General features: G+C 38.2%; 13 protein-coding genes. 1 reads left to right on the forward strand and 12 read right to left on the reverse strand.

All coding sequences use genetic code 11. The annotated features are described in order from the left end of the window. Positions 1–64 precede the first annotated feature (64 nt). The 6 genes from gmuD to ACR65M_RS02370 form a co-directional block, all read right to left on the reverse strand. Positions 65–1,477 carry a 6-phospho-beta-glucosidase GmuD gene (gmuD, locus tag ACR65M_RS02345; protein WP_341329676.1) on the reverse strand — a complete coding sequence of 471 codons (1,413 nt, stop codon included), beginning with the start codon at positions 1,475–1,477 and terminating at the stop codon, positions 65–67. Between the two features lie 19 nt (positions 1,478–1,496). Then, positions 1,497–3,002 carry a response regulator transcription factor gene (locus ACR65M_RS02350; RefSeq protein WP_341329675.1) on the reverse strand — a complete coding sequence of 502 codons (1,506 nt, stop codon included), beginning with the start codon at positions 3,000–3,002 and terminating at the stop codon, positions 1,497–1,499. Next, positions 2,995–4,791 carry a sensor histidine kinase gene (locus ACR65M_RS02355; RefSeq protein ID WP_341329674.1) on the reverse strand — a complete coding sequence of 599 codons (1,797 nt, stop codon included), beginning with the start codon at positions 4,789–4,791 and terminating at the stop codon, positions 2,995–2,997. The genes ACR65M_RS02350 and ACR65M_RS02355 overlap by 8 nt, the downstream gene beginning before the upstream one ends. 348 nt (positions 4,792–5,139) lie before the next feature. Then, positions 5,140–6,597 (reverse strand): ABC transporter substrate-binding protein, encoded by a 1,458-nt coding sequence (locus ACR65M_RS02360; RefSeq protein WP_341329673.1) that lies wholly within the window; start codon positions 6,595–6,597, stop codon positions 5,140–5,142. 23 nt (positions 6,598–6,620) lie between these two features. Further along, the gene (locus ACR65M_RS02365) at positions 6,621–7,499 is read right to left on the reverse strand and encodes a carbohydrate ABC transporter permease (RefSeq protein WP_341333457.1); all 879 of its coding nucleotides are present in this window, start codon (positions 7,497–7,499) and stop codon (positions 6,621–6,623) included. Between the two features lie 156 nt (positions 7,500–7,655). Then, a complete protein-coding gene (locus ACR65M_RS02370) occupies positions 7,656–8,585 on the reverse strand; it encodes an ABC transporter permease (protein WP_341329672.1) in 930 nt (309 codons plus the stop codon). A 198-nt stretch (positions 8,586–8,783) separates the two neighbouring features. On the opposite strand from ACR65M_RS02370, the gene ACR65M_RS02375 reads away from it, so the two are divergent. Continuing rightward, entirely contained in the window at positions 8,784–9,512 is a 729-nt protein-coding gene (locus ACR65M_RS02375; RefSeq protein ID WP_440272447.1) for a ThuA domain-containing protein, read from the forward strand. A gap of 90 nt (positions 9,513–9,602) precedes the next feature. On the opposite strand, the gene ACR65M_RS02380 is transcribed toward ACR65M_RS02375, so the two are convergent. The 6 genes from ACR65M_RS02380 to ACR65M_RS02405 all read right to left on the reverse strand — a co-directional run bounded on the left by ACR65M_RS02380 (position 9,603) and on the right by ACR65M_RS02405 (position 22,583). After that, positions 9,603–12,713, reverse strand: a complete 3,111-nt coding sequence (locus tag ACR65M_RS02380; RefSeq protein WP_341329670.1) for an alpha-mannosidase — start codon at positions 12,711–12,713, stop codon at positions 9,603–9,605. A gap of 12 nt (positions 12,714–12,725) precedes the next feature. Then, positions 12,726–14,606, reverse strand: a complete 1,881-nt coding sequence (locus ACR65M_RS02385; RefSeq protein WP_341329669.1) for a beta-N-acetylhexosaminidase — start codon at positions 14,604–14,606, stop codon at positions 12,726–12,728. A 34-nt stretch (positions 14,607–14,640) separates the two neighbouring features. Continuing rightward, entirely contained in the window at positions 14,641–15,261 is a 621-nt protein-coding gene (locus ACR65M_RS02390) for a YesL family protein (protein ID WP_341329668.1), read from the reverse strand. A 35-nt stretch (positions 15,262–15,296) separates the two neighbouring features. Continuing rightward, positions 15,297–16,628: a glycoside hydrolase family 125 protein gene (locus ACR65M_RS02395; RefSeq protein ID WP_341329667.1), complete on the reverse strand. Its 1,332-nt coding sequence runs from the start codon at positions 16,626–16,628 to the stop codon at positions 15,297–15,299. 11 nt (positions 16,629–16,639) lie between these two features. Further along, entirely contained in the window at positions 16,640–19,354 is a 2,715-nt protein-coding gene (locus ACR65M_RS02400) for an alpha-mannosidase (RefSeq protein WP_341329666.1), read from the reverse strand. Positions 19,355–19,568: 214 nt separating this feature from the next. After that, positions 19,569–22,583 carry an endo-beta-N-acetylglucosaminidase gene (locus ACR65M_RS02405; protein ID WP_440272448.1) on the reverse strand — a complete coding sequence of 1,005 codons (3,015 nt, stop codon included), beginning with the start codon at positions 22,581–22,583 and terminating at the stop codon, positions 19,569–19,571. Positions 22,584–22,645: the final 62 nt, after the last annotated feature.

Raw genomic sequence — 22,645 nt, forward strand, 5'->3', positions numbered from 1 at the left:
CACTTCATAGGTTGGTACGTTTTTGATTCATGGAATTATTTATATTTTATTAATTTCGATAGGATTAAAACCCATTGTTCTCTGCTAACAGTTTATACCATCTGCCGGATTTCTTAATGGTTCTTTCCAAACCATTTTTTAAATCTACCTCTACCAATCCATAGCGGTTCTTATAAGCATTTGTCCATGACCAGTTATCCATAAATGTCCAGATATGATACCCAAGGCAATTGGCCCCTTCCTCAATTCCTTTGTGCACCCATTTTAAATGTTCCTTCACAAACTCAATCCGGTATTCATCCTCAATAAATCCCTCTTCGTTACGAAACTTCTCCTCGCCTTCAACCCCCATACCGTTCTCTGAGATGAAAAAGGGAATATTACCATAATTTTTACGAAGATCGACCATTATGTCATAGATAACTTCTTCGCAAATCTCCCATCCACGGTGTGGATTGATTTTCCGCCCTGGCATGATGTAAGGATCAAATAAATGTTCCGGCATAAACGGTGCATTCTCCGGCTCAGACTCCTCTTTGGCTTTAACGCGGCGCGGTTGGTAGTAGTTAACTCCTAAAATATCAATAGGATTATCTCTAATAACTTCCAAATCACCGGTTTCTATGGTTGGAAGCAAATCTCTTTCTAGTAAAATATCAACTAAGTCCTTTGGATAGTTCCCTTTTGTGACAGGGTCAAGAAAACTACGATTAAAGAATAGGTCCGAAATATGCGCTGCGGCTACATCCTCCGCATCCCTGCTTCTTGGATAAGTTGGAGTTAAGTTTAGAATGATACCAATTTTGCCATCAAGATTCAATTCCTTAAATGCCTCTACCGCCCTTGCATGGGCAACAATGGTATGATGTGCAACAACTGCCCCACGTTTAAAATCTGTCACATTAGGATAATGCCAATTATATAAATAACCTGCCTCGACAGGCACGATCGGTTCGTTAAATGTAAACCAATATTTCACACGGTCACCAAATAAGCGGAAGCATTTTTGTGCATAATTTACATAGGCATCGATTACCTCCCTGCTTTCCCAGCCTCCTTTTTCCTGCATGCACATTGGCATATCAAAATGATACAAATTAATAAACGGCTCAATGTCATTAGCCAATAACTCATCAATGACTTGATTGTAGAAGGAAACGCCCTCCTCATTTATTTCCCCTGTGCCATCCGGAATTAATCGTGACCATTGAATTGAGGTCCGAAATGAGTTATGGCCCGTCTCCTTCATTAGCTGAATATCCTGTTTAAATCGATGATAGAAATCCGATGTATGCTCTGGGCCAACTCCATTATGAAAACATTCGGGCTCGATGCCGTACCAATAATCCCAAATACTTTGTTTTCTTCCAGCACTCAGTGCTGCGCCTTCCGTTTGTGGACCGGATGCTGCACTTCCCCACCAAAAGTTTTCAGGAAAACGATAGTGGATATTTTGTTCTTCGAATACTTTTCCCATAGATTTCACCTTCACTCTTTTAAATTTTCCTCCACTCACTCGGTGTCGTGCCAATCATTTTTTTAAATTGCTTATAAAAATAAGTGGTATCAGAATACCCTACTTTTTTCCCAATATCTCCAGCCCTAAAATGGGTGGTTTTCAGTAATTCTTTTGCTTTTTCCAATCGATAGCGATTCAGATATTCAGAATAGACGACCCCTACTTCTTTTTGAAATAATTGTCCCAAATAAATAGCATTTACATGAAACTGCTGCCCTAGTGTTTTTAATGATAGCCCTTGGACATAATGGGCATGGGTGTACTGAAGCACATTTTGTACGATCGGACTTCGTAAATGAACATGGTTATGAATGGTCAGGATTAATTCATAAAAATATTCGGTTATAATGACCCTTATCTGCGCGATATCCGAGCTATAAAACATTCGTTCGACAACACCTGTATAAAGGGAGAAATCCTCGGGTTGTAGTGAATAATGGATATAAGAAATTAAATCCAGTGCATACTTTTTTACCACTAGGGGCGAGATAACATTTGATTTCTTTGTTAAATCCTTAAGATAACAATCAATCAGTTCTAAAGGTTCTTCCTCTGCATTCATTAGTTGTTTAACAATATTCCCCTTAAATTCCTGCTGCCGTTTTAACTCCTCCTGATGATCAATTATTTCTTTATCTGAGATCAGCACATTTGGTTCTGAATATATCTGCAGAAGGCTATGTTCCCTAGCAATCGCAAAACTTTCTTCTAGCTTATCAATCTCATAAACCGGCTTGCCCATAGCCAAATAGAATAAGCCTGCCTCTTTTTGCTCATTACAGAGTTTATCAAGAAGACTTTGGTTTTGCTTTACCAACTCTTCTTCACTTACACCTCCAAAAATAACCACGATCTCTTGATCAGGACTACAGAAAGATATTGCCGAGTATTGCTCTGCAATAAAGTGTCTAACGTACTTAACCACTTCAGACTTCTGATAATGTTCAAGATTTAAGATTGAAACATTATATGACGGTTGGTTTAATTCGATATTGTATAATGCCAATTTTTCAAGAAAATCATGCTGATCTATTTCCCCTGTCAGAAAGCGCCATAATGTATTATCCAATAATGTAGTCGTTCCCTCTGGCCGACTTCCTGCCAGATTAGCCCTAAGTTTTCGTCCTACGGCTTGAATCGTTGTCAACAATTCCTCTTCATCGACAGGTTTCACCAAATAGTTTTCAACCCCTAGTAACAACCCTCGTTTAATAAACTCAAACTCTTGATAACCTGTTAGGACAATATTTTTAACCTCTGGCCGTACACTCTTAACCTCTTGAATTAAGTCCAAGCCGGACATTTCCCCCATTAAAATATCTGTAATCAGAATGTCGATGGGATGCTGTTTAATATAGGAGAGCGCCTCTTCTCCGCTTTCTGCTGTATGAACAATTTCAAAACCGTAATCCTCCCAGTCCAAGATCGCTGATAATCCTTTTGTGATGATGGGTTCATCATCAGCCAATAGAACCTTAAACATAAGAAATCCCCTCCACTGGAATAGACAAAGTGACCATTGTTCCCGTGTTTTTGCTACTCTTTATGGTAATACCATACTTGTTCCCATATCTCAGTTTCAAACGTTGATGTATATTTCTCAACCCAATAGATTGCATTTCATCACCATCTTCACGATTAATATGTTGTACAATATTGTTCAATTCTTCTTCAGACATGCCCTTGCCATTATCTTCTACACATATTTCAATTTTTTCTCCCAGATTAGAAGCTCGTATAATTAATTCATTATTGGACCGATCTTTTCTAAAACCATGAACAAAATAATTTTCAATAATCGGCTGTAGGGTTAATTTTGAAACAAATGTATGTTTCACCTCATCTGGAATATCAAAATGGACATGCAGTTTATCCGGATGTTTAAACTGCATTAATGTTAAATATTGTTGGACATATTCAATTTCGGTATAGAGCGGTACGATGTCTTTTGATTCCAGTGAGTAGCGGAACAATTTAGATAAATGGAAGATCATCTTACCGGATGTTTTGGAACCCTCCAAGACAGATACCATTCGGATTGCTTCAAGCGTATTGAATAAAAAATGGGGATTAATTTGTGCTTGAAGCGCTTTTAATTCCGCCTGCTGTTGTTTCATATTGAGCAGATAAAATTGTTCAATGTAATTATTTAGTTCATTTAACATCGAATTGATATTGAACGAAATCTTAGATAACTCATCTTCATGTTTCGTTTCGGGGATCCTTGCGTTCAGGTCCCCTTTTTCTACTCGGCGGATGGTTGACACAATTCTATTAATTCGCCGAGAATAATTTTGCATAAATGAATAACTGATTAAAATAGCCGCCAAAATTAGAAAGATGATGACAACCCACATTGTTCCCCTGATAATTGATAGCTTTTGCCACCCTTTATCGGGAATGACACTTACAAACGTATAATCACCTTTGTTCGCAATGGTATTAATGTAATATTCTTCGGATTTATACTCTATCTTTGTTTCATTTGTTTCTTGCTTGACTTGATGGACGAGAGGGAGAGGAACTCCTTTATTATGGGAATAAACGATTTGGCCATTGGCATCAATTAGAAAGAAAGAAGCCGGTGCCCCTTCATCCTTTTTGACCATCCTATCTAAATGCTCAGTAGAGTAATAGACGGAAATCTCACCTATTTTTTCGAGCGTGACCGGGTTATTAATGACAGCCTTTTTCGTAATTGTATCTTTTAACTTCTGCCCTTTTGGCAAAGCATCTCCGCTTAGGTTATAGTATCCCCCCGGGAGTACATCATTTAAATTTGGTTCCGAGTTATCAATACTTTTGTTCCACCTCAGATAATTATTAATGAGCAAATATTCAATTTCAGGGCTATCTTCTGAACGTAAGCTAATGGCGTTAATATCATTATCCTGACTAAAATAGCCATTAAAATACGTATCTAAATTGGTAGGAAAATACGTATGGTCCTCCGTAAATTTATCAAGGCGGTATTCCAAATATTTCCCATATCCGTTATGAAGGGCAAAGGAAATATCATCAATCAGCTCCCCTTGAATATAAAGATCTCGCATTGCCCTATCAATATCTGAATCTTTGGCGGAAAAGTAATCCTCAACCCTTTCTATCGTTCTTGTACTGACATTGACTTCCTTTTGTATAATGATTTCTGAATAATAGTTTGTGATTGTCACAATCAAGATGATGACAGTAACAATAATCGTAATGGAAGAGGTTAAAAAAAGTTTATTAAATATTCTTTGGTGAAAACGGCTGTTGTGTTTCGAATTCATTTCCAATCCCTCAATTATGTGTAGTTTTTCAGTTCAAGTTTATCACAGTGGAAAGAATCGAAGACATGATCTTTCTATGCAGCTTCAGGTAAATACATCCCTGGATAAGAATAGCGCTCGCGCTCTTACCTGGTCAGGAACATTTGGCCAGAAGCGCTTAAATAGGGATAAAGGACTCAAAAAGAGTAATTGACAATCTAATATTTACTTTTCATAAGGAGGAAAGCGAAAGACACTAGCCGTTATGGCACTGGAGCTAGGCAAACTTTATGTTCAAAATCTCATGTTTTTTTATTGTATGAAATAAAATCAAGCTGGAATATTCCACCCAGCTTGATTTGTTTTTAGTTATTTTTGCGAGCTTTTCCACTCATCAAATTGCTTTTGTATTTCTTCTAACACTTTATCAAGTCCGGCTTCTTTTAATTTCTTATTGAATTTTGGTAAATATTCTTCTGGGTCAACAGATCCTGTTGCCAAGGCAGGATAGAATTCCTTCGAAATATTTGTAATGGATGCAAGTTCTGAACGAACGGGATCACTATTAAAATTGAAACCTAGTGATGGCGCCTTAACGGCAGAATCATTAAACTCTTGGAACTTTTCCCATTTATCTTCAGGGTCATCTTTGTAAAGGTCTAGGATAAAGTGGTTTCCTAGTGAATAAGATGGCATGTTATAGCTTTCAATGCGTGCAGGCAGATCTTCAATTGTGCCATTCTCATTCTTCTTGTAATGTACGCCTTCAATTCCCTTATCTACTAAGTTACGAAGATAAGGATCCGTATTAAGTAAATTTAAGAATTCCATCGTTTTTTCAGGGTTTTTAGATGTTACTGAAATTGCCTGAATTGAACCAGATACGGAATCGTTTACAGTTGTTGGCTGCTCCGCAGGTACAGAAACTACCTCGTACTTCGCTGAACGAGACCATAGTAAATCTGCATATGGTTGGAAACCACCCATGCGGACAAACCAGTTTTCTACATCCATCGGCCAGCTGTCTTTACTTGTTGCAGCATCCTCTTTTAGGTAGCCAGCTTTATAATAGCTGTGCATTGTTTTAAGCGTTTGCATAGCTTCGTCTGTTTCAAATGGATTTATAACATGATCTGTATCACCCTCGAATGGGAAGGCAAATGGCATTTCAGCGTTAAAGACATAATCATAGCGTAAAAATGCATCAAATGTTGCGATTGGTGTGATGCTAGGTTCATTCTCTTTAATAACCTTTAACATTGGCTCTAGATCTTCTAGAGTTTTCACATTTGAAATATCAAAGTTGTATTTGTCAACAAGTCGTTTGTTAAATGTATAAACCGATTGTCTAGCAGCTTCTTTATTTGCAGGAATACCATAAGTCTTACCATCAACTTTAATTCCTTCTAAAAGGGCTGGGTTAATGGCTTGCTTTAATTCCTTGCCTTCCTCTTCTAACAATTCATCAATGGCTAGGAAAGCACCTTTTTGTGCGTTTTGAACATAGTCAGTACCATTCGTAAAGATAATATCAAATTGTTCCCCAGAGTTAATCATGACTTGAGATTTTTGTGCCCAATCTCCCCAATCTATTTGGGTCATGTCAACTGTGGCATTAATTTTTTCTTTTAGATACTTATTTACTTCTTCAAATACTTTATCAGTATCTTTTTGTGGTGTTCCAATGGTATACCATTTAATTTCATATGGCTTTCCATTTCCATCACCTTTTTCCGTTGTTGAACTATCTTCATTACCGCTACAAGCAGTAAGAATAGTTCCAATAGACAGAACTAATGCAATCAAAATCCATAACTTCTTTTTCATTACAGCTCTCCCCTTTTCTTTTTTTATTCTTTAACGCCGCCAATAGTCAGTCCACTAATAAAATACTTTTGAAAGAATGGATACGAAATCGCTATCGGTAAAGTGGCGATAACAACCATTGCCATTTTTGCTGATTCTTCTGGGATGGTATCAAATAAGCTTTGTTGCATGATAGCCACATCCAAATTCTGCCTCATAAATTCAAGATTTGCCTCAATTTTCATTAATAAGGATTGGAGTGGTACTAGATTTGGGTCATCAATGTAAAGTAAAGCTGTAAACCAATCATTCCAATAACCCAATGTGCTAAACAATGCAATTGTTGCAATCCCTGGTAATGAAAGAGGGAAAATGATTTGGAAAAAAATCCTCCATTCACTTGCTCCATCTATTCTCGCTGATTCCAAAATCGATTCAGAAACTGATTTCAGGAAAAATGTTCTCATGATGATGATATAAAAGGCATTCATAGTAAGCGGTAAGATCAACGCCCAAATAGTATCTTTTAAACCCAGGAATTGGGTTACTACTATATAAGTAGGAACCAACCCACCACTGAAAAGCATGGTAAAGAATGCAAGGAATGTAAAAAACTTGCGATATTTGAATTGTGGTCTTGAAATCGCATAAGCATAAAAGGTGATCATTAAAACGCTGATAATTGTTCCAACAATTGTAATGAAAATCGTAACACCGTAAGAGCGGAATAACTGCTCTTTCATACTCCATAGATAGTGGTATGCATCGAGGCTCCATTCCTTAGGGATTAATTGAAACCCATTTCTAACTATACTCTCCTCACTAGTAAAGGAAATAATAATGACATAGATAAATGGAAAAATGCACGTGAAAGCTAAAATCCCTAGCAGTACACTAATTATCGCATTAACGACTGGATGCATATGCTGAGGATCACGATGTTTTTTCCTTACAACCTTTGTCCCACCCCCCTTCATTTCTCCTAGTGAACTTGAAATAACGACCGGTGATTCATTTCGTTCTAGTTTTGCCATATCGTTAGCCGCCGGGCGACTTCCTCCCTTCACGATGGATTAAAATTAAAATAATGCACTTTCCTCATCAACTTTTCTTACAATATAGTTAGTGATGATAACAAGGATAAATCCAACTGCCGACTGATAAAGACCTGCAGCCGTACTCATTCCAATATCCCCAAGATTCATAAGACCTCGGTAAACGTAAGTATCAATTACGTTTGTAACTGAATACAACGCTCCGGAGTCTCTTGGAACTTGATAAAATAATCCGAAATCCGAGTTAAAGATTCTACCGATATTCATGATTGTTAAGATAATCATTAACGGTTTAAGCATAGGTAAGGTAACATGTTTAATCTGTTTCCATTTTGAAGCACCATCAATCATAGCTGCCTCATAATATGTTCGATCAATTCCAACAATAGATGCTAAATAAACAATACTACCATAGCCAACACCTTTCCACAGACTCATAAACACGATAATAAATGGCCAATATTTTGACTCGTTATACCATGAAATGGAGTCAATGTTGAACCAGCCGAGAAATTGATTTAGTAAACCATGCTCAGTGCTTAAAAAAGTGAATACAAAGTAGCTTCCGATAACCCATGAAATAAAGTGTGGAAATAAGATAGAAGTCTGATAGACCTTTGAAAGTCTTTTGTTAATCAATTCACTGAGTAGGATAGCTGTTGCTACTGCCGCTATTAGCCCCACAACAATAAAAATAAGATTGTAGATCAAAGTATTTCTAGTAATAATCCATGCATCGTTTGTACTAAATAAATATTTAAAGTTATCCCAGCCTACCCATTCGCTATTTATAACGCTTGCAAAGAAACCATCGGGATCAATCCGAAACTTTTTAAAGGCCAACACTTGGCCGAACATTGGCAAATAAGAGAATAGTAGCAACCAGATTGTTCCTGGCAGAATCATTAGAAGCCATACTCTATTTTTATAGATATCTTTCAATATACCTTTCATAATTTCTTCCTCCTTTCAGCCCATGTAAGCACTTCCATAGTTATATTTTATAGGGAAAGAGGGACTATTAATAGTTGACTAATTTGGGATTAAGTGCAAAAATCTTAGAAATCGACAAAATCTATGTTCATTCATTTGTAAACGCTTTATGATTTAGTCGAATATTTCATCATTTTTTGTAGAGAAAGGAGTGGATTGATGATGAAAGTGACCGTCTGGAATGAAAATCGGCACGAACAAGGCAATCCAATTGTAAGCGATTTATACCCAACCGGTATTCACGGAACGATTTCAGATTTTCTTCAGTTGGAGGGCTTTGAGGTACGAACTGCCACTTTAGATGAAAGTGAGCACGGTTTAACAGATGAGGTCCTCAACAATACCGATGTTTTAATTTGGTGGGGACATCTTGCTCACGGTGAGGTTAAAGACGAGATTGTAGAGAAAGTCAAACAGCGTGTTCTTAATGGAATGGGGCTGATTGTTCTTCACTCAGGCCACTTTTCTAAAATATTTAAAGTACTAATGGGAACAAGCTGTGATCTAAAGTGGCGTGAAGTTGGTGAAAAGGAGCGCTTATGGACCATAAACCCTAGCCATCCAATTACAGTAGAAATTCCTGAATATATCGAATTGGAAAATGAAGAAATGTACGGAGAGCATTTTGATATACCTAAGCCTGACGAGATAATCTTTATCAGTTGGTTTGAAGGTGGTGAAGTATTCCGCAGCGGCTGTACATATACACGAGGTAATGGGAAAGTATTTTACTTTAGGCCTGGACACGAAACTTATCCGACCTATCATAACAAACAAATTCAACAAGTAATCATTAATGCGGTGAAATGGGCCGAGCCTATCAAAAAAAAGCATTCCGTTTACGGGAATGTGCCCGCTCTCGAGGATTTAACACAAAGTAAAGAATGATGAAAAAGTTATCGGTAGGTATCATTAAATACCAAGTTTTCTTGTAAAAAAATTGACCGACTGAAATCATTCAGCCGGTCAATTTTTTGACTAACGAATTCTAAAGGTCTTAATTTCATAAGGTTTGATTTCAAACTCAATAGGTGATACTAATTTATTTCCAATTGGCTCTTCCATCAAATTGGTCTCAACCCATGAGGTGAACTCTTTCTGAATGTTCATGCTCACCTTACCTCTACGTCCTTCATATTCATGTAATCGTACAATCACTCCGTTACCATCGTAAGCTGGCTTTATAGAGTCAATCCAAACATGCTCATTATCTATTTCAATAAATGATTCTTCCTTCATCCATTTGCCTTCTACAGCGATAACTGGATCATTTAAATCCCATGCCTTTTCCACTGTCTTCGCCGTTCTCCAGTCCCCGAAATGTGGATAAAGGGAATATACAAAGGAATGATGTCCTTGGTCAGCATTCGGATCAGGATGAATGGCAGATTTTAATAGCGTTAATCGCATGATATTATCCTTAATGTCGTACCCATATTTAGAGTCGTTCAGTAAACTTACCCCGTAATCTGGTTCTGACATGTCGGCCCACTGATGTCCAACTGATTCAAACTTCGCCATTTCCCAACTTGTATTCCAATGATTCGGACGTTTTACATTACCATATTGAATATCATAGGTTGCCTCTGTTGCACGAATATCAACCGGGAAAGAAACTTTGAGTAATTTTCGTTTTTCATACCAATCCACATCGGTTTCAAAATCAATACGGCGGTCATTTTTATAGAAAACTACGCGCTGGGAAAATTCAGAATGATGGTATTTCCATGTAACTAGAATACTAAAGCTAAGTTCGCCATTTTCGGCCACTTCGAACGTAGCAACATCATGAATTTCCTCCATCTTTTCTTGATAAAAGATATCAATATCCCACGCATCATGGGCAAGAGGTTTATCTTCAAAAATTTGCAGTACGTTTCCAACTTGGCCTTCAGCTAAAACATGACGCCCTGCTTCCTTATCATAAAGCTTAGTAATCTGACCAAACTCATTCCACTCAACAAGATAATATGGTGTTTCTAATTTTCTATCATGGTAAGTAAAGGAAGTTACCATTTCCTGATTAGCCTCAATCGGTTCAAAATACAATGTTTTCGCACCAAAGGACGGAAGGCTATCTACCTCAACAAGCCAGCCATTCGCTTGTTTTTGATGATTTAACACTTGACCACTTTCATCCTTCCAATTACCTGCTGAAAAATCATTAAACATAGTGATAAATACATTTTTTCTACCCTTATGATGTGTTGAATTTATAACAGCGACAGAACGGTCAGCTTGCTCAATTCCGGTTTGAACAATTTGTGTCTCCACTTGATTGACGATTTGAAGTGCCTCTTTGTATTCTTCTTTAGCATCTTCATATACTTCATGAATAGATGAACCAGGAATAATATCATGAAATTGGTTCCTTAGAATGATTTTCCATCCTTCTTTCAGCTCATTTTCCCCAATCCATGCACCGTCTTGGGACAGCCAAGAAGATAAGAATTCCGCTCTTCTATATAATAACTCTAGCATTCGGTTCATTTTTTTCATAAATGCCTGGCTCGTATAGGTACCACGATGGTATTCCAGATACAACTCACCATCCCATTTATGAATATAGCCTGTAGATTCCTTAACATTTTCATGTAGTTTTTTGAAGAAGTCCCCTGCTGTGGAAGTTTTCACATTCGGCATTCCTGGCAGTTGATCAAACCTACGTCTCATTTCTAGCATATGGCGATTTACACCACCGCCACCGTCCCCATATCCATAGGATAGTAGTAAGTCCTTGGATAAATCCTTATCGCGATAGCCATTCCAAGCACCTTTTACTGTTTTGGCAGTAATAAAGCCATTATACGTATAGAACCAAGAATCTGGAGAGTTCCATGGCTCAGGTGTAGTAATAAAATGCGTTAAAATCTCCGATCCGTCGATTCCCTTCCAATAGAAGGTATCATGTGGCATACGGTTATATTGGTTCCAGCTAATCTTTGTTGTCATCATGGTTTTAATACCTGACTTTTTCAAGATCTGTGGCAGTGCCCAGCTGTAACCAAAAACATCCGGCAGCCATAAATATTCACAGTCGATGCCAAACTCTTCTTTAAAGAAGTTTTTCCCGTGTAGGATTTGCCTAACAAGCGATTCACCACTTGGGATATTGCAATCAGCTTCCAGCCACATTGCACCACCAGCTTCCCACTGGCCTTCTGCAATTCTTGCCTTCATTTGTTCATAAATCTCAGGATAATCTGTTTTAATATAATCATAGAGCTGAGGCTGGGTTTGCAAAAATAGATATTCTGGAAATTGCTTCATTAAGTGCAGAACCGTCGAGAATGAACGGGCCGACTTCTCCCTCGTATTTCTTAGCCTCCACAGCCAAGCAACATCAATATGCGTATGACCGACGGTATGAATCGTAATATCAGATACTTTTTCGAAAGATTGAAGTGCCTCTGTTAATCCAGCTTCTGCTTCATAACAAGATTCATAGAATTCCGCGCTTCCAGGTTCAGTCCAATTAATACCCATCAAAGCATCCTGCATCATTTTTTTCAAAATCGAATAGGAGGAATTAGCCTCTTTCGTTTCTTTTAACACTTCAAATGCAGCTAAAAGTGTATAATATAAATTATCTACTTGTTTATCAAGCCAACCAATTTTAGCCATTTGTAGTTTAAACTCATTTTCTGTTGGAACCCCTCCCCCTTCGAGTCCTGACCAGAGCCGGAAGTCCAAACGCATTGGTTCATGTGAAGTCTTTTCATCAAAAAGAACCTCTTCATGATTAGAGTCAACACCTTGATATGGCTTGCCGTTTACAAATAGTAACGATTCAAACCCGGAGTTATTACCCCCACCTGTCTTACCGAATGAGAAAAGTCCAACAATTTGTTGACCATTTTTTGAAATGTGGCTATCTACATACGCATGTAACCATAGATAGCGATCGCGTCCCTTCCAATAGTCACCAATTTGCATACTATTTGTTGCATTGTATTCGGACGGCGGGTAGGCACCAATCTCACCATCATCTTCATGAGTGTAAAATTTGTCTATGCCAACACATTCACGATAACGGTAACCTTCTAATTCTCTAATACGCTCTTCAAATTTTCTTTCGGTTAAAAACATGTTTACACCCCTCTATAATGAAAAATTACCTGCTGTTACAATTCGGTGATACACATTTCCGCCTACTAGCCCATCGACTATTTCCCATGGTCCGTCATGGCGTAGACGTTTCTCCTCTAACTCTTCGAGACTACTAATTCTTCCTTCAAGCCACTCATTGATTCGGTATTTGACTGAATCAATCCGTGTAATGACACCACCATAACGAATATCAATAACTTCCCATCCAAATGGTTTGTATGCTGCAAACCAAATTTTTCGATGCTTTTGACGTAATTGATCAACATGGGTTTGAATCCAATCCAGCTTAATAAGGATTGATTTCATTTGCTCGTGATCTTTTAGATCATAAGCCCCCTTTAGCTTAATGCCAATTTCCGCTTTCACGCTCAATACCCTAGCTAATTGCTCATAAAAGTCAAAAAGAGTTTCCCACTTTGGATTGTTTTGTTTCGCTTTTTCAATCTTATGGACTAACTCTTCATAATGCTCACCTAAGGACAGACTGCGAATATTCTCGTCGTATAGCCCAATTAAGATATCTTGATACAGCAATACCTTAGAAGTCATTGACGTATTCATGTTATCCTTCATGACACCAGGGGTTTCATCCAGTTTTTTCAGAACCATGAAGTCTTCAAATTGTCCCTCGCCGCAAAAGGCATACCGTTCAGCCGTTTGTTCTAATGTAACTTCCTTGTGATAGGTATGCTCTGCAAACAATTGCAAGACTGGTAATGATGTTGAAAAAGGCGTTTCTGCACCGTTATCACCCCATAGTGTTACAAATACTTCTTTGATCCCTTCTTTTTTGCATGCTGCCATAGCAGCTTCTGTAGTAGCGATTGCTTTACCATAGTTCGGTACTATTCCATTCCATGTCCAAGCACCACCAGCAAAAATAGGAGTTTGGCCTAGTAACTTATGATTTTGAAAGTCCTTTTCATATACATCTTGCTCATTGCGATAATAATTCCAATAAACAAGTTCAACCTCAGGAATAGAATCAAGAATATCCTTTCGAATTTGACCAAACTCATCCTGATATTTGCTGTCTTTGGAAAACAAAGGGAAATACATATCGCTCCAAATCATTGGTTTGAATCCATATTTTTCAGTAATAGAAACTACCTTTTGGAGGTGTCGGTTCATGATATCGATATGATTCTCATAGCCGTGTTTTTCTAAATACTTACCTAAGCCAAGCTGAAAGGTCTCATCCATACCAATATGAATACGCTTAGTCTTGAAAGATTCTGAAGCAGCTCTAATACAATTCTCTAAGAATTCATAAGTCTCAGGCTGATCAACTAAAAGAATATCGTCTGTATCTCTAAATCCAGAAGCATAATTCCACTTAAGCGCTTCCCGTAGATGCCCCAGTGTTTGAATACATGGAATCATCTCGATACCTAATTTACCTGCATATTCATCACATGATTTTAATTCCTCAGCGCTATATCGACCCCGCATATACCCAAAGTATGGATGTTCCTCTACCTCATACGTATCCTCCGTATAAAGCATTAATGTATCTAAGCCTATGACAGCCATTCTTCTGAGTAGCCTTTTTACATCGGCTACCGTAGGCACGGCATTTCTAGAGGCATCTAGCATAACACCGCTCATTTCAAACTGCGGATCCTCTGCTATTTCAAATACGTTGTTTTTGCCATAATGTTCAAGCCATAATCCTAATGCACGAAAAAAGTGAACCGGCTTATCAAAAGTAATTTCTCCTTGGCCTTCATTATTCGCAACCCTTAACATACCTTTCTGATTCTTTACTTGAATTGGGTAGCCCTCTGAAGAAAGTTCAACATCTAAATATTTTGCTATAAGTTCAATTCCATCTATAACGGAAAAAAGGTCTCCCTTTAAATTCAGTTCCATATCAAATCCCCCTGTTTTACCAAATCCAGAATAGTTATTGCTGCAGTGCCCGTTTTTCTAAAGAAATAAATCGATAGAGGCTGACTCTCATCATCAAGTAAGCAGGTGCTACTACGGAAACAAACGGTATTAGACCGAGATATAGATTAATAGTGTAGCCTATGAATATTAAACCGGTCACAATCAATATGGTGTATGGTAAACCGGTCAATGTCAGCAGAAACGACTGTTTAATATATCCCTTTGTTGATAGTTCATAATGAACGTAGGTTGCAAAGAAGTATCCAACTGCTATTAATAACACAAATACTAATACATATAAGATAACTAAAAGGAAACTAGCAAACACACCTGACATGAATTGTTCTGCAATACGGATGTCAATAAAAAGGAACAGGCCGATACTATAAAATACAAGGCCGATTCCATTACTTCTCTTCCATTCTTTAAAATAAACTTGTTTAAACGTTTTCAATACAGGAAAATCTGTATCCTTTTTCATCCATTTCCGAACAATGGTAAACAGAGCAACTGATGCTGGAAAAAAACCAAAAACTCCTAATCCCAGAATGGTAAAAGCAAACCAACACAGATTGGCCAGGATAACTCTCCATATCCATTCACAAACAACAATCATCCATGGAGTTTTTTCCATTACGTCATCCCTCTTTCTAGCTACTAACCCGATTTCTAGGCTTTGTTGCTGTTGTTTTTGATTAATTGCTGATGAAGTGGACTTCCTTTAACGGCTTTTCCAGTTAAACTTAATACGAATTCACTGAACATCGTGTTTGCCCAGGCAAACCAATCTCTCGTAAACTCTTCTGGGCAATCGGCGTTAAAGCCTTCGTGCATATAATTAGTTCCACCGTCTGTATTCTTAAAATAAGTCAAAATTTGCTGTTTTTCCTCTTCGCTAGTTGTGGTCATTCCTTGAATTGCTAGGGCAATATGCCAAATATAATGGTCAGGTGTATGTGGACTTCCAATTCCGTTTGCATATTTTCCTTCATAATAATAGGGATTATCCCTACTTAACAGAAATTGACGTGTATTTAAATAGGTCGTGTCATTGTATGGAAGATACCCTAAATAAGGAGCAGACAATAGGCTTGGAACGTTCGCATCGTCCATTAGGTTACAACGACCTTCTCCATCTGTTTCATAAACATACATCTCTCCGTGAACTGGGTGATCAAGCTTCGCATATCCCTCTATCCCTTTTTGAATTTCATCACGAAGCTCCACGCATTCTTCTTTTAATACATCATTATTTAGGACTTCATCGCAGATTTCAGCAGCATATCCCAAAACAACAACAGCAAACATATTGGCTGGTACAAGGTATCCGTATGTGCATGCATCATCACTTGGACGGAAAGCACTCCATGTCATTCCTGTTGTGACAACACGTCCACCTTTTCCATCACGAGTTAACGTATCAGATTGGCGGACATCTTCACGCTCAAACTGATAAGGAGAAAGATTTTCATGATCCTGCTCAGTCTTCCATACATGAATAATCGTTTCAATCACCTGTTGGAATGTTTCCTTGATAAAAGTTGTCCGACCTGTTGACTTCCAAAATAGGTAGGCAAGCTGGACTGGATAACACAATGAATCAACTTCATATTTCCGCTCCCAAATATGTGGTGTCATATCTGTCAAATCTGATTGGTGTCCTTTTCCATTTGCACTTTCGTTAAAGGCATTCGCATACGGATCATGCAAGATAAATGCAAACTGTTGGCGAATTACCCCTTCAAGTAAATCTGCCATTTCTTCATCCTCTTCGGCAGCTAGAAGATAAGGGCGAACCTGGGCAGCAGAATCACGTAGCCACATCGCCGGAATATCTCCGGTAATTACAAACGTTTTTCCATCTTCCTTTTTTTTCAGTGTAGTCGTATACGTATTAATAAAACATTGCTCAAACATATGCTGTAACTTTTCATCACCAGGAAAGAATTCTTTTACATGGTTAATTAACTTTTGCATTGAATTGGGAATTACTAAAGTCATTGTTCTTACTCCTATCTTTTTTTAATGAAACCAAGTGAAATAATTTCATATTTTCCTACGTTATAAACATCCTCTTTTTGATTTGTTTTTTCCTCTAGAATTGTACTTTTATAAGATTCATAATCCCCTATAGTGACCTTCAAGCTATCCTTTGCTTCAGAAGGGTTATACCAGCGGATTATGACATCACCATGATCTTCAGCCACTTTCATTGATGACCATACAAGACCGTTAGATTTTGTGTTTACAAATTTATGTGTGTTCTGCAATCTCCCTTCATGAATAGTTGTCTGAACAATCACAAGTGGTACTTTATATTGGTAAGCATCTACATATGCTTGTGAATGAATGACATCTTTTTCATGCGGTAGTACCTGCCACTCTGCTGTTTGCATACCAAGGCATTGTGCTTCAGGTGTCGGGAAGTAGCCCCAGTCCCCAAGTTCCGCTACTGAACGAAGTACGGTTACAGCAATTGTGCCGGTCTCTTGTAGGATCTCGTATTCTTGCAGACCATCTGTTGCAATCGTTAAGCCCATTTTGTCATCTGCTAAACTACTGAATCGCTGCTGATGGTGACAAAAGCTTGGATTTTCCCATTCTTTCTCCGGTGTATTCGGGCGCGTTGCAATTTCAAAAATGCTGTCGACCATATGTGTTTCTGTTTTTAGTCCTGTAGGGAAAAGGACACGTAAGCGGTGATCAGTTGCTTGATTATCAATCATAAGCTTAAAGGATGGACCCTTCATTCCTTTTTCAAGTGTGACAACAGTTCGAAGTGTTAAACTTGTCATTTCAGCTGATCTGCCTGCTTTTCTTTCTTTATGCCAAATCAACTTATGTCTTTCACTAGCTAAGTAATCATCAGCAGAAACCGGAATCGATAATGTGTGCGTAAATTCAAGGACTGTTCTTAGATTATCTTTTTCAATCAGGTTAAATACTGCTGGAACTCCTTTTGTTGTGATAGGAGCATGATTCTCAGCCTCTTTATACATGTATTCGTTGCCTACATCCCCAGTATCTTCATAGATTCCTAGTCGGTAAAATCTTTCTCCCGTTTTCTTATGTGTTAAGTCATAGGTGCCGTCTTCATGGAAATGCATATGAACATATTCATTTTCCATTTTGAATACGGTGTTATGCATCTCACCGGTATTCTTCGTTTCTTCGTCATGTTTCTGCTCTTGGGTTTCAGTTGGCACAATGTAGAATGTTTTATATCCAAAGGAAGGTATTCCCTCTGCAAAGAATGATAGCTCTGCACGTTTAGCAAAGAACGGCTGACGGAAACGATCATTTGGTAAGTCATAGTCAAATTCGATATTTAAGTTTCCTAACATTAACTCAACATCATTGCCTTCATCATCCAATAATTTATATCCTGGTGTTTCCTTTTTCTGCAAATAGTCCGGTATTTCTTCAAAATGCATTTGTGAGAAATACACTTTTTCAAGATCAACTACTTTTGTAACAACTTCATTCTTTTCCCAGCCAGTTGTATTCATGACAACAAGTGGTATTCCTCCCGCAGGCGCCTGTGATGTATCAATAGATTCAGCTAGTTCTCCTGCTTTTTCCTTAACAAATACATCCCCCATTTGGGAAACCGTCTCAAAACGGGTGACCATTTCACGGTGAACCTCATCGACACTACAACCGCAAATGCTGTCATGCGGATGGTTTTTCATAAGTGATTTCCACATAAAACGAATATATTCCCGTGGATAGGTTCCACCCGCTAAATACTGCATAGTAGCCAAAGGTTCGGCGATTTTTTCCAACAGGGTCTGACAAAGGTTATTCCACTGTTTTAGATAAATTCGACTTGATGCAGTGTTGACAAGAGTCGACCATCCATCCGTTCTCTGATTGCGTAGTTCCCCTTTAATGACCTGTAGCTGGTCGGGAAGTGATGCTTTTAATTCCTCTGTATATTCTTCAAAACTAGAATGTTTAAATTGATAGTCTGGATAAAGGGTCGTTGCAGTTTCAATTGCCTCTGGTATTGTTTTTTGAAGTGGCTGATGGTCACAGCCGTTCATAAATAACAATTGATTCGTTGAGGCGTATTTCTCAGCATCTTGAAGCTTTTGATCCCAAAATGCCTTTGCTTCTTCCTCATCCACCGGTATTTCATTTCCATTTGAATACCAATTCGCAAATAATATTCCTAAAACACTAGATCCGTCTGGGGATTCCCAAAGCATCTCTGAATAAGGAGATTCAAAGTTTAGTGTGTCAGATACAGTATTATTAAATCCAGTTGGTTTAACTCCCCTACCAAACGCAGCTGTATCAATCCCCGCTTGTTTTAACAGCTGCGGCGCCTGACCGTATATACCAAATGTATCAGGGAAATAACCAATTTTTGCGGCAGGACCATAGATTTTCGTGTCGTTCAAGCCAATTTGAAGATTCCTTACGTTCGCCTCAGAGCTCGTTAAAAATGCATCCTGCAGTACATACCAAGGACCAATATGCAGTTTTTTCTCTTTAATCATTTGTTTCACAATGTCACGATTCTCTGGGTGTATAGCAAAATAATCCTCCAAAAGAACAGTTTGTCCATCAAGATGGAACGATTGAAAATCATTTCCGTCCTTTTTGAACTGTTCAATTAGATTGTTCATTAATTGAATATAGTAATAGCGGTGTTTTTCAAAAGGTAAATACCATTCCCTGTCCCAATGGGAGTGAGAAATAATATGTGCTGTTTTATTCATAGACTTTTCCTTACCCACTTTCTTTTATATCAGCGATAGAAAACGCTATCATTATTTAAAAATAAAGTTTCACTTCATTTTAACAATAAAAAAACTGGCACTATGAAGCAATAGAATACCAGCAAATCATATATATAATTCACTAATTCTAAAGAAAATCCAAAAGAGGCATTCCCCTTTGCTTTATCACAATGAAGAATGGCCCCTTTCTTTTTTATCCGTTCTTTTTATTCCCGTTGTTGAAGTCCTTCTTTAACTCCTGAATTCGCTCCATCGCCATAACGAGGCGGTCATAATTTGTAACCTGTTTCCTTAATGTTGGATGAAGCTTGTTATAGGCAACCTTGCACTCATTTACGACCTTCTTGTCATCAAGTGTTAATTCATCAAGCTTTGGTAAATTGTTTATTTGACGTACAACTTCTGTTACCTTTTCATTCAAGTAAGCCACACTATACCTTAGACTCTCTCTTTCATCCTGTTGCTGAACAGTGTAATAGATTCTTCCTGCTTCAACGCCAAAATCTAACCCTTCAAGCGTCATCGTTCCATCTTGTTCTGCAATCATTTCTATCAAAACATCTTTTGCATCAAGGGATTTGTATAATCGAACTGTTTGTCCTTTCTTCACTCTTTCAATCGTTACCTTGTCTTTTGCACCCAAGTTATTTTCTGCATTTACAAAATGCATCATTATATTTTCCGTTCTTGGCAAAGCAGCACTTTCAAACATCTGCCATTCATAGATACGAATAGCACCCCAAGGGGATGTTCCGCTATTATAAACTTGCAGTTTGAATTCACTTGCTGTAATAGGCTCGTCTAATATAATATCAGTCACAGCTTTGGTATTATTTGTAATCCTTTTCGCTCCGACCCATTCCCCGTTTTCATCCTTGTAAAGCAACTCAAAATCAACAGTATTCATATTACTTGCTTCCCCACCATATTCGGCATGTTCAACACGCCAACGACGGATTGTTTTCTCTTCACCAATATCAATAGTCATGTAACCACTTTTCTTATTTGTTGCTGCCCATTTACTATTACCGATCGCTGTTCCGTCTAATACTTTGGAGGCAGGCTCTGCGGAGTTTTCAAATGAGACAGATGTCACCTTAGCATTAAGAGCCACATTAGGTGAGGTTGGATTATTCTCAATCTCCGTAGCATCAGTACCCATACCCCAATCAAAAGCAACAATTGTACCTTCTCCACGAACATAATCCTGATTGACTGGGACAACTTTTAAGGATGTAATGTTGTCACTAGATGCGTTTTTGGCAGTCCGGGTGATATTTGGTATATAGAAGTAATTATTCGGTGTAACTCCTAAAAGTGTTTCCACCCCATCGGCATTTTCTTGGTAAACCTCATAATGCAATACGTTTTCTTTAGCGGACCAACTTAGACGGGCTTCCGCTTCAAACGCTGTCTTCGTTAGCTTTTCAAGAATTTTAACATTGTTAGGCTTGGAAATAGCCTCAGCTTTTCCATCAAATACGGATAATTGCCCTAAATGAAGTGAATAGTTCTCAAGCTTATTAGTGTTACTTACCTTAAGACTAAGCGCATAAGCTGTCTTCCCAGTATCCTCTCCTAAATCCACTACGGTTGTTTGCCAACCCTCCCCTGACTCTGGAAGCGAATAGTACTTCATCTTATCCTCTGAATAATCTTCACTATATGCCACACCAAGCTGAACATCAGCACCTAATTGATTTTGATAAACTAGGCGAATCTTAGTTGAATCTGTAATTGGAAGTTTTGTACTGTAAAGCATCGTGTCGTTGACAGAACCTGCATCAAGATCACCGCTGAATTTTAGTGAATTTCCACCGTTATATGCTTTATCAAAGTCATAAGTGACATTCAACTTACTTCCTTCACCACGAATCCACCAACGCCAGGTTGGCATTATATCCTGGATAGACCGGTTATTCCATTCTAGAATACTAGCTTTTTCCCCATCTACAAAATATTGTTTTCCATGACCGCTATTAAAGTTCGTAATAAACGGCATATTTTGAATGACAGATGAATCTGTCACAAATCGGGCCATACCCTTCCACTTGGAAGAATCATCTGCAAGTGTAGGATCACCCTGCGGTCCTGTCCAGAAATATTTTTCCTTCTCATGGAAGTCGGCAGGATTTTCCGCCAATCCCATTGTTGAGTTCGGTGTATATAAAGCTATAGATACCTTTGGCTGTTTATTTTCACCCAAAAGAGCATCCGTATTAACACTTGTGTTATAGGAGTTTTGTTGAACCTCAAAACCTGCATAAGCATCAAAAGGGTTACGATTATGACTATTCATCGTTTCAACTGTTGTGTTAATCTTACTGGTATTCCAGTTGTAGTTTAAAAAGAATTCATCGACTGCGTATACCCCATCATCTGCTGGTTTCACATACATGTCATTTTTGCTGTTGATGGAATCCTGATAGTTAATCTTTCCATCGTTGTCTTGAGCATCATACCAACTAATATGTAGTTTTGAATTTCGTTTGATATAATGCATCATTTCATTCATACGTACAGCCGTTTCCTTACTAACACCATAGGTTTCCTGATTAAAGAAATAACCATCAAATCCAAAGTATTCTGCCACCTCAATCATCTTGTCCGCAACCGGAAAACTTCCATCTGCAGCCTGTTTGGTGAATTTTTCTATTTCTTTGACCCCTTCTTCTGACTGGCCCCACGGGAAACCAAGTGTTGCATAGACAGGTACCCCATTGCGGTGAGCAGCATCAACAATATCCGGTGTTGGGATGGCGAAGATTCCCTCATTCGTTCCGGACCAGTAAATATAAGAATCAAGAAGTTGCCAGTTGTCAAAAGCGTATACGTTAAACTCATTACCTCCGACGGAACTCGCTTCATCGTGATTCCATGTTGTAATTGCTGCGGAGGTTATTCCTGCCTCTGGGTTAGCAAGAGGATTTACTTGCTCTCCTTTAAATCTTTCCTGATTTAAGGGGACACTTGCTCGGTTCAATTCCGCATCAGGATCCGTTTCAGGAGACCACTCCAAAAGTGTATCCACTCTGAATGCAGGTGCAAGAGGCTTCAGACTAAGCTTGTCCATATAATTCTCATTCACCGCATCTGTTCCATCCCCATTAACGTCAGCTTTTACGCCTGTGGCAGCAATCGAACTAAATAACATAAAAGCTACAGTTATAGTCAAAATACGACTGTAAAACCTACTTCTTCTCCTCATACTGATCCTCCTCTTTATTAAGTACAGTTTTTACATAGTTAGAAAACCAAATCAATTATAAT

The organism is Ferdinandcohnia sp. SAFN-114 (genome assembly GCF_059415045.1).

Bases quoted from the DNA above. Each gene is read 5' to 3' on its own strand.
- ACR65M_RS02380 (WP_341329670.1), bottom strand. From the start codon at position 12,713: ATGTTTTTAACCGAAAGAAAATTTGAAGAGCGTATTAGAGAATTAGAA.
- ACR65M_RS02405 (WP_440272448.1), bottom strand. From the start codon at position 22,583: ATGAGGAGAAGAAGTAGGTTTTACAGTCGTATTTTGACTATAACTGTA.
- ACR65M_RS02350 (WP_341329675.1), bottom strand. From the start codon at position 3,002: ATGTTTAAGGTTCTATTGGCTGATGATGAACCCATCATCACAAAAGGA.
- ACR65M_RS02360 (WP_341329673.1), bottom strand. From the start codon at position 6,597: ATGAAAAAGAAGTTATGGATTTTGATTGCATTAGTTCTGTCTATTGGA.
- ACR65M_RS02390 (WP_341329668.1), bottom strand. From the start codon at position 15,261: ATGGAAAAAACTCCATGGATGATTGTTGTTTGTGAATGGATATGGAGA.
- ACR65M_RS02375 (WP_440272447.1), top strand. From the start codon at position 8,784: ATGATGAAAGTGACCGTCTGGAATGAAAATCGGCACGAACAAGGCAAT.
- ACR65M_RS02400 (WP_341329666.1), bottom strand. From the start codon at position 19,354: ATGAATAAAACAGCACATATTATTTCTCACTCCCATTGGGACAGGGAA.
- ACR65M_RS02395 (WP_341329667.1), bottom strand. From the start codon at position 16,628: ATGACTTTAGTAATTCCCAATTCAATGCAAAAGTTAATTAACCATGTA.
- ACR65M_RS02355 (WP_341329674.1), bottom strand. From the start codon at position 4,791: ATGAATTCGAAACACAACAGCCGTTTTCACCAAAGAATATTTAATAAA.
- ACR65M_RS02370 (WP_341329672.1), bottom strand. From the start codon at position 8,585: ATGAAAGGTATATTGAAAGATATCTATAAAAATAGAGTATGGCTTCTA.
- gmuD (WP_341329676.1), bottom strand. From the start codon at position 1,477: ATGGGAAAAGTATTCGAAGAACAAAATATCCACTATCGTTTTCCTGAA.
- ACR65M_RS02385 (WP_341329669.1), bottom strand. From the start codon at position 14,606: ATGGAACTGAATTTAAAGGGAGACCTTTTTTCCGTTATAGATGGAATT.
- ACR65M_RS02365 (WP_341333457.1), bottom strand. From the start codon at position 7,499: ATGCATCCAGTCGTTAATGCGATAATTAGTGTACTGCTAGGGATTTTA.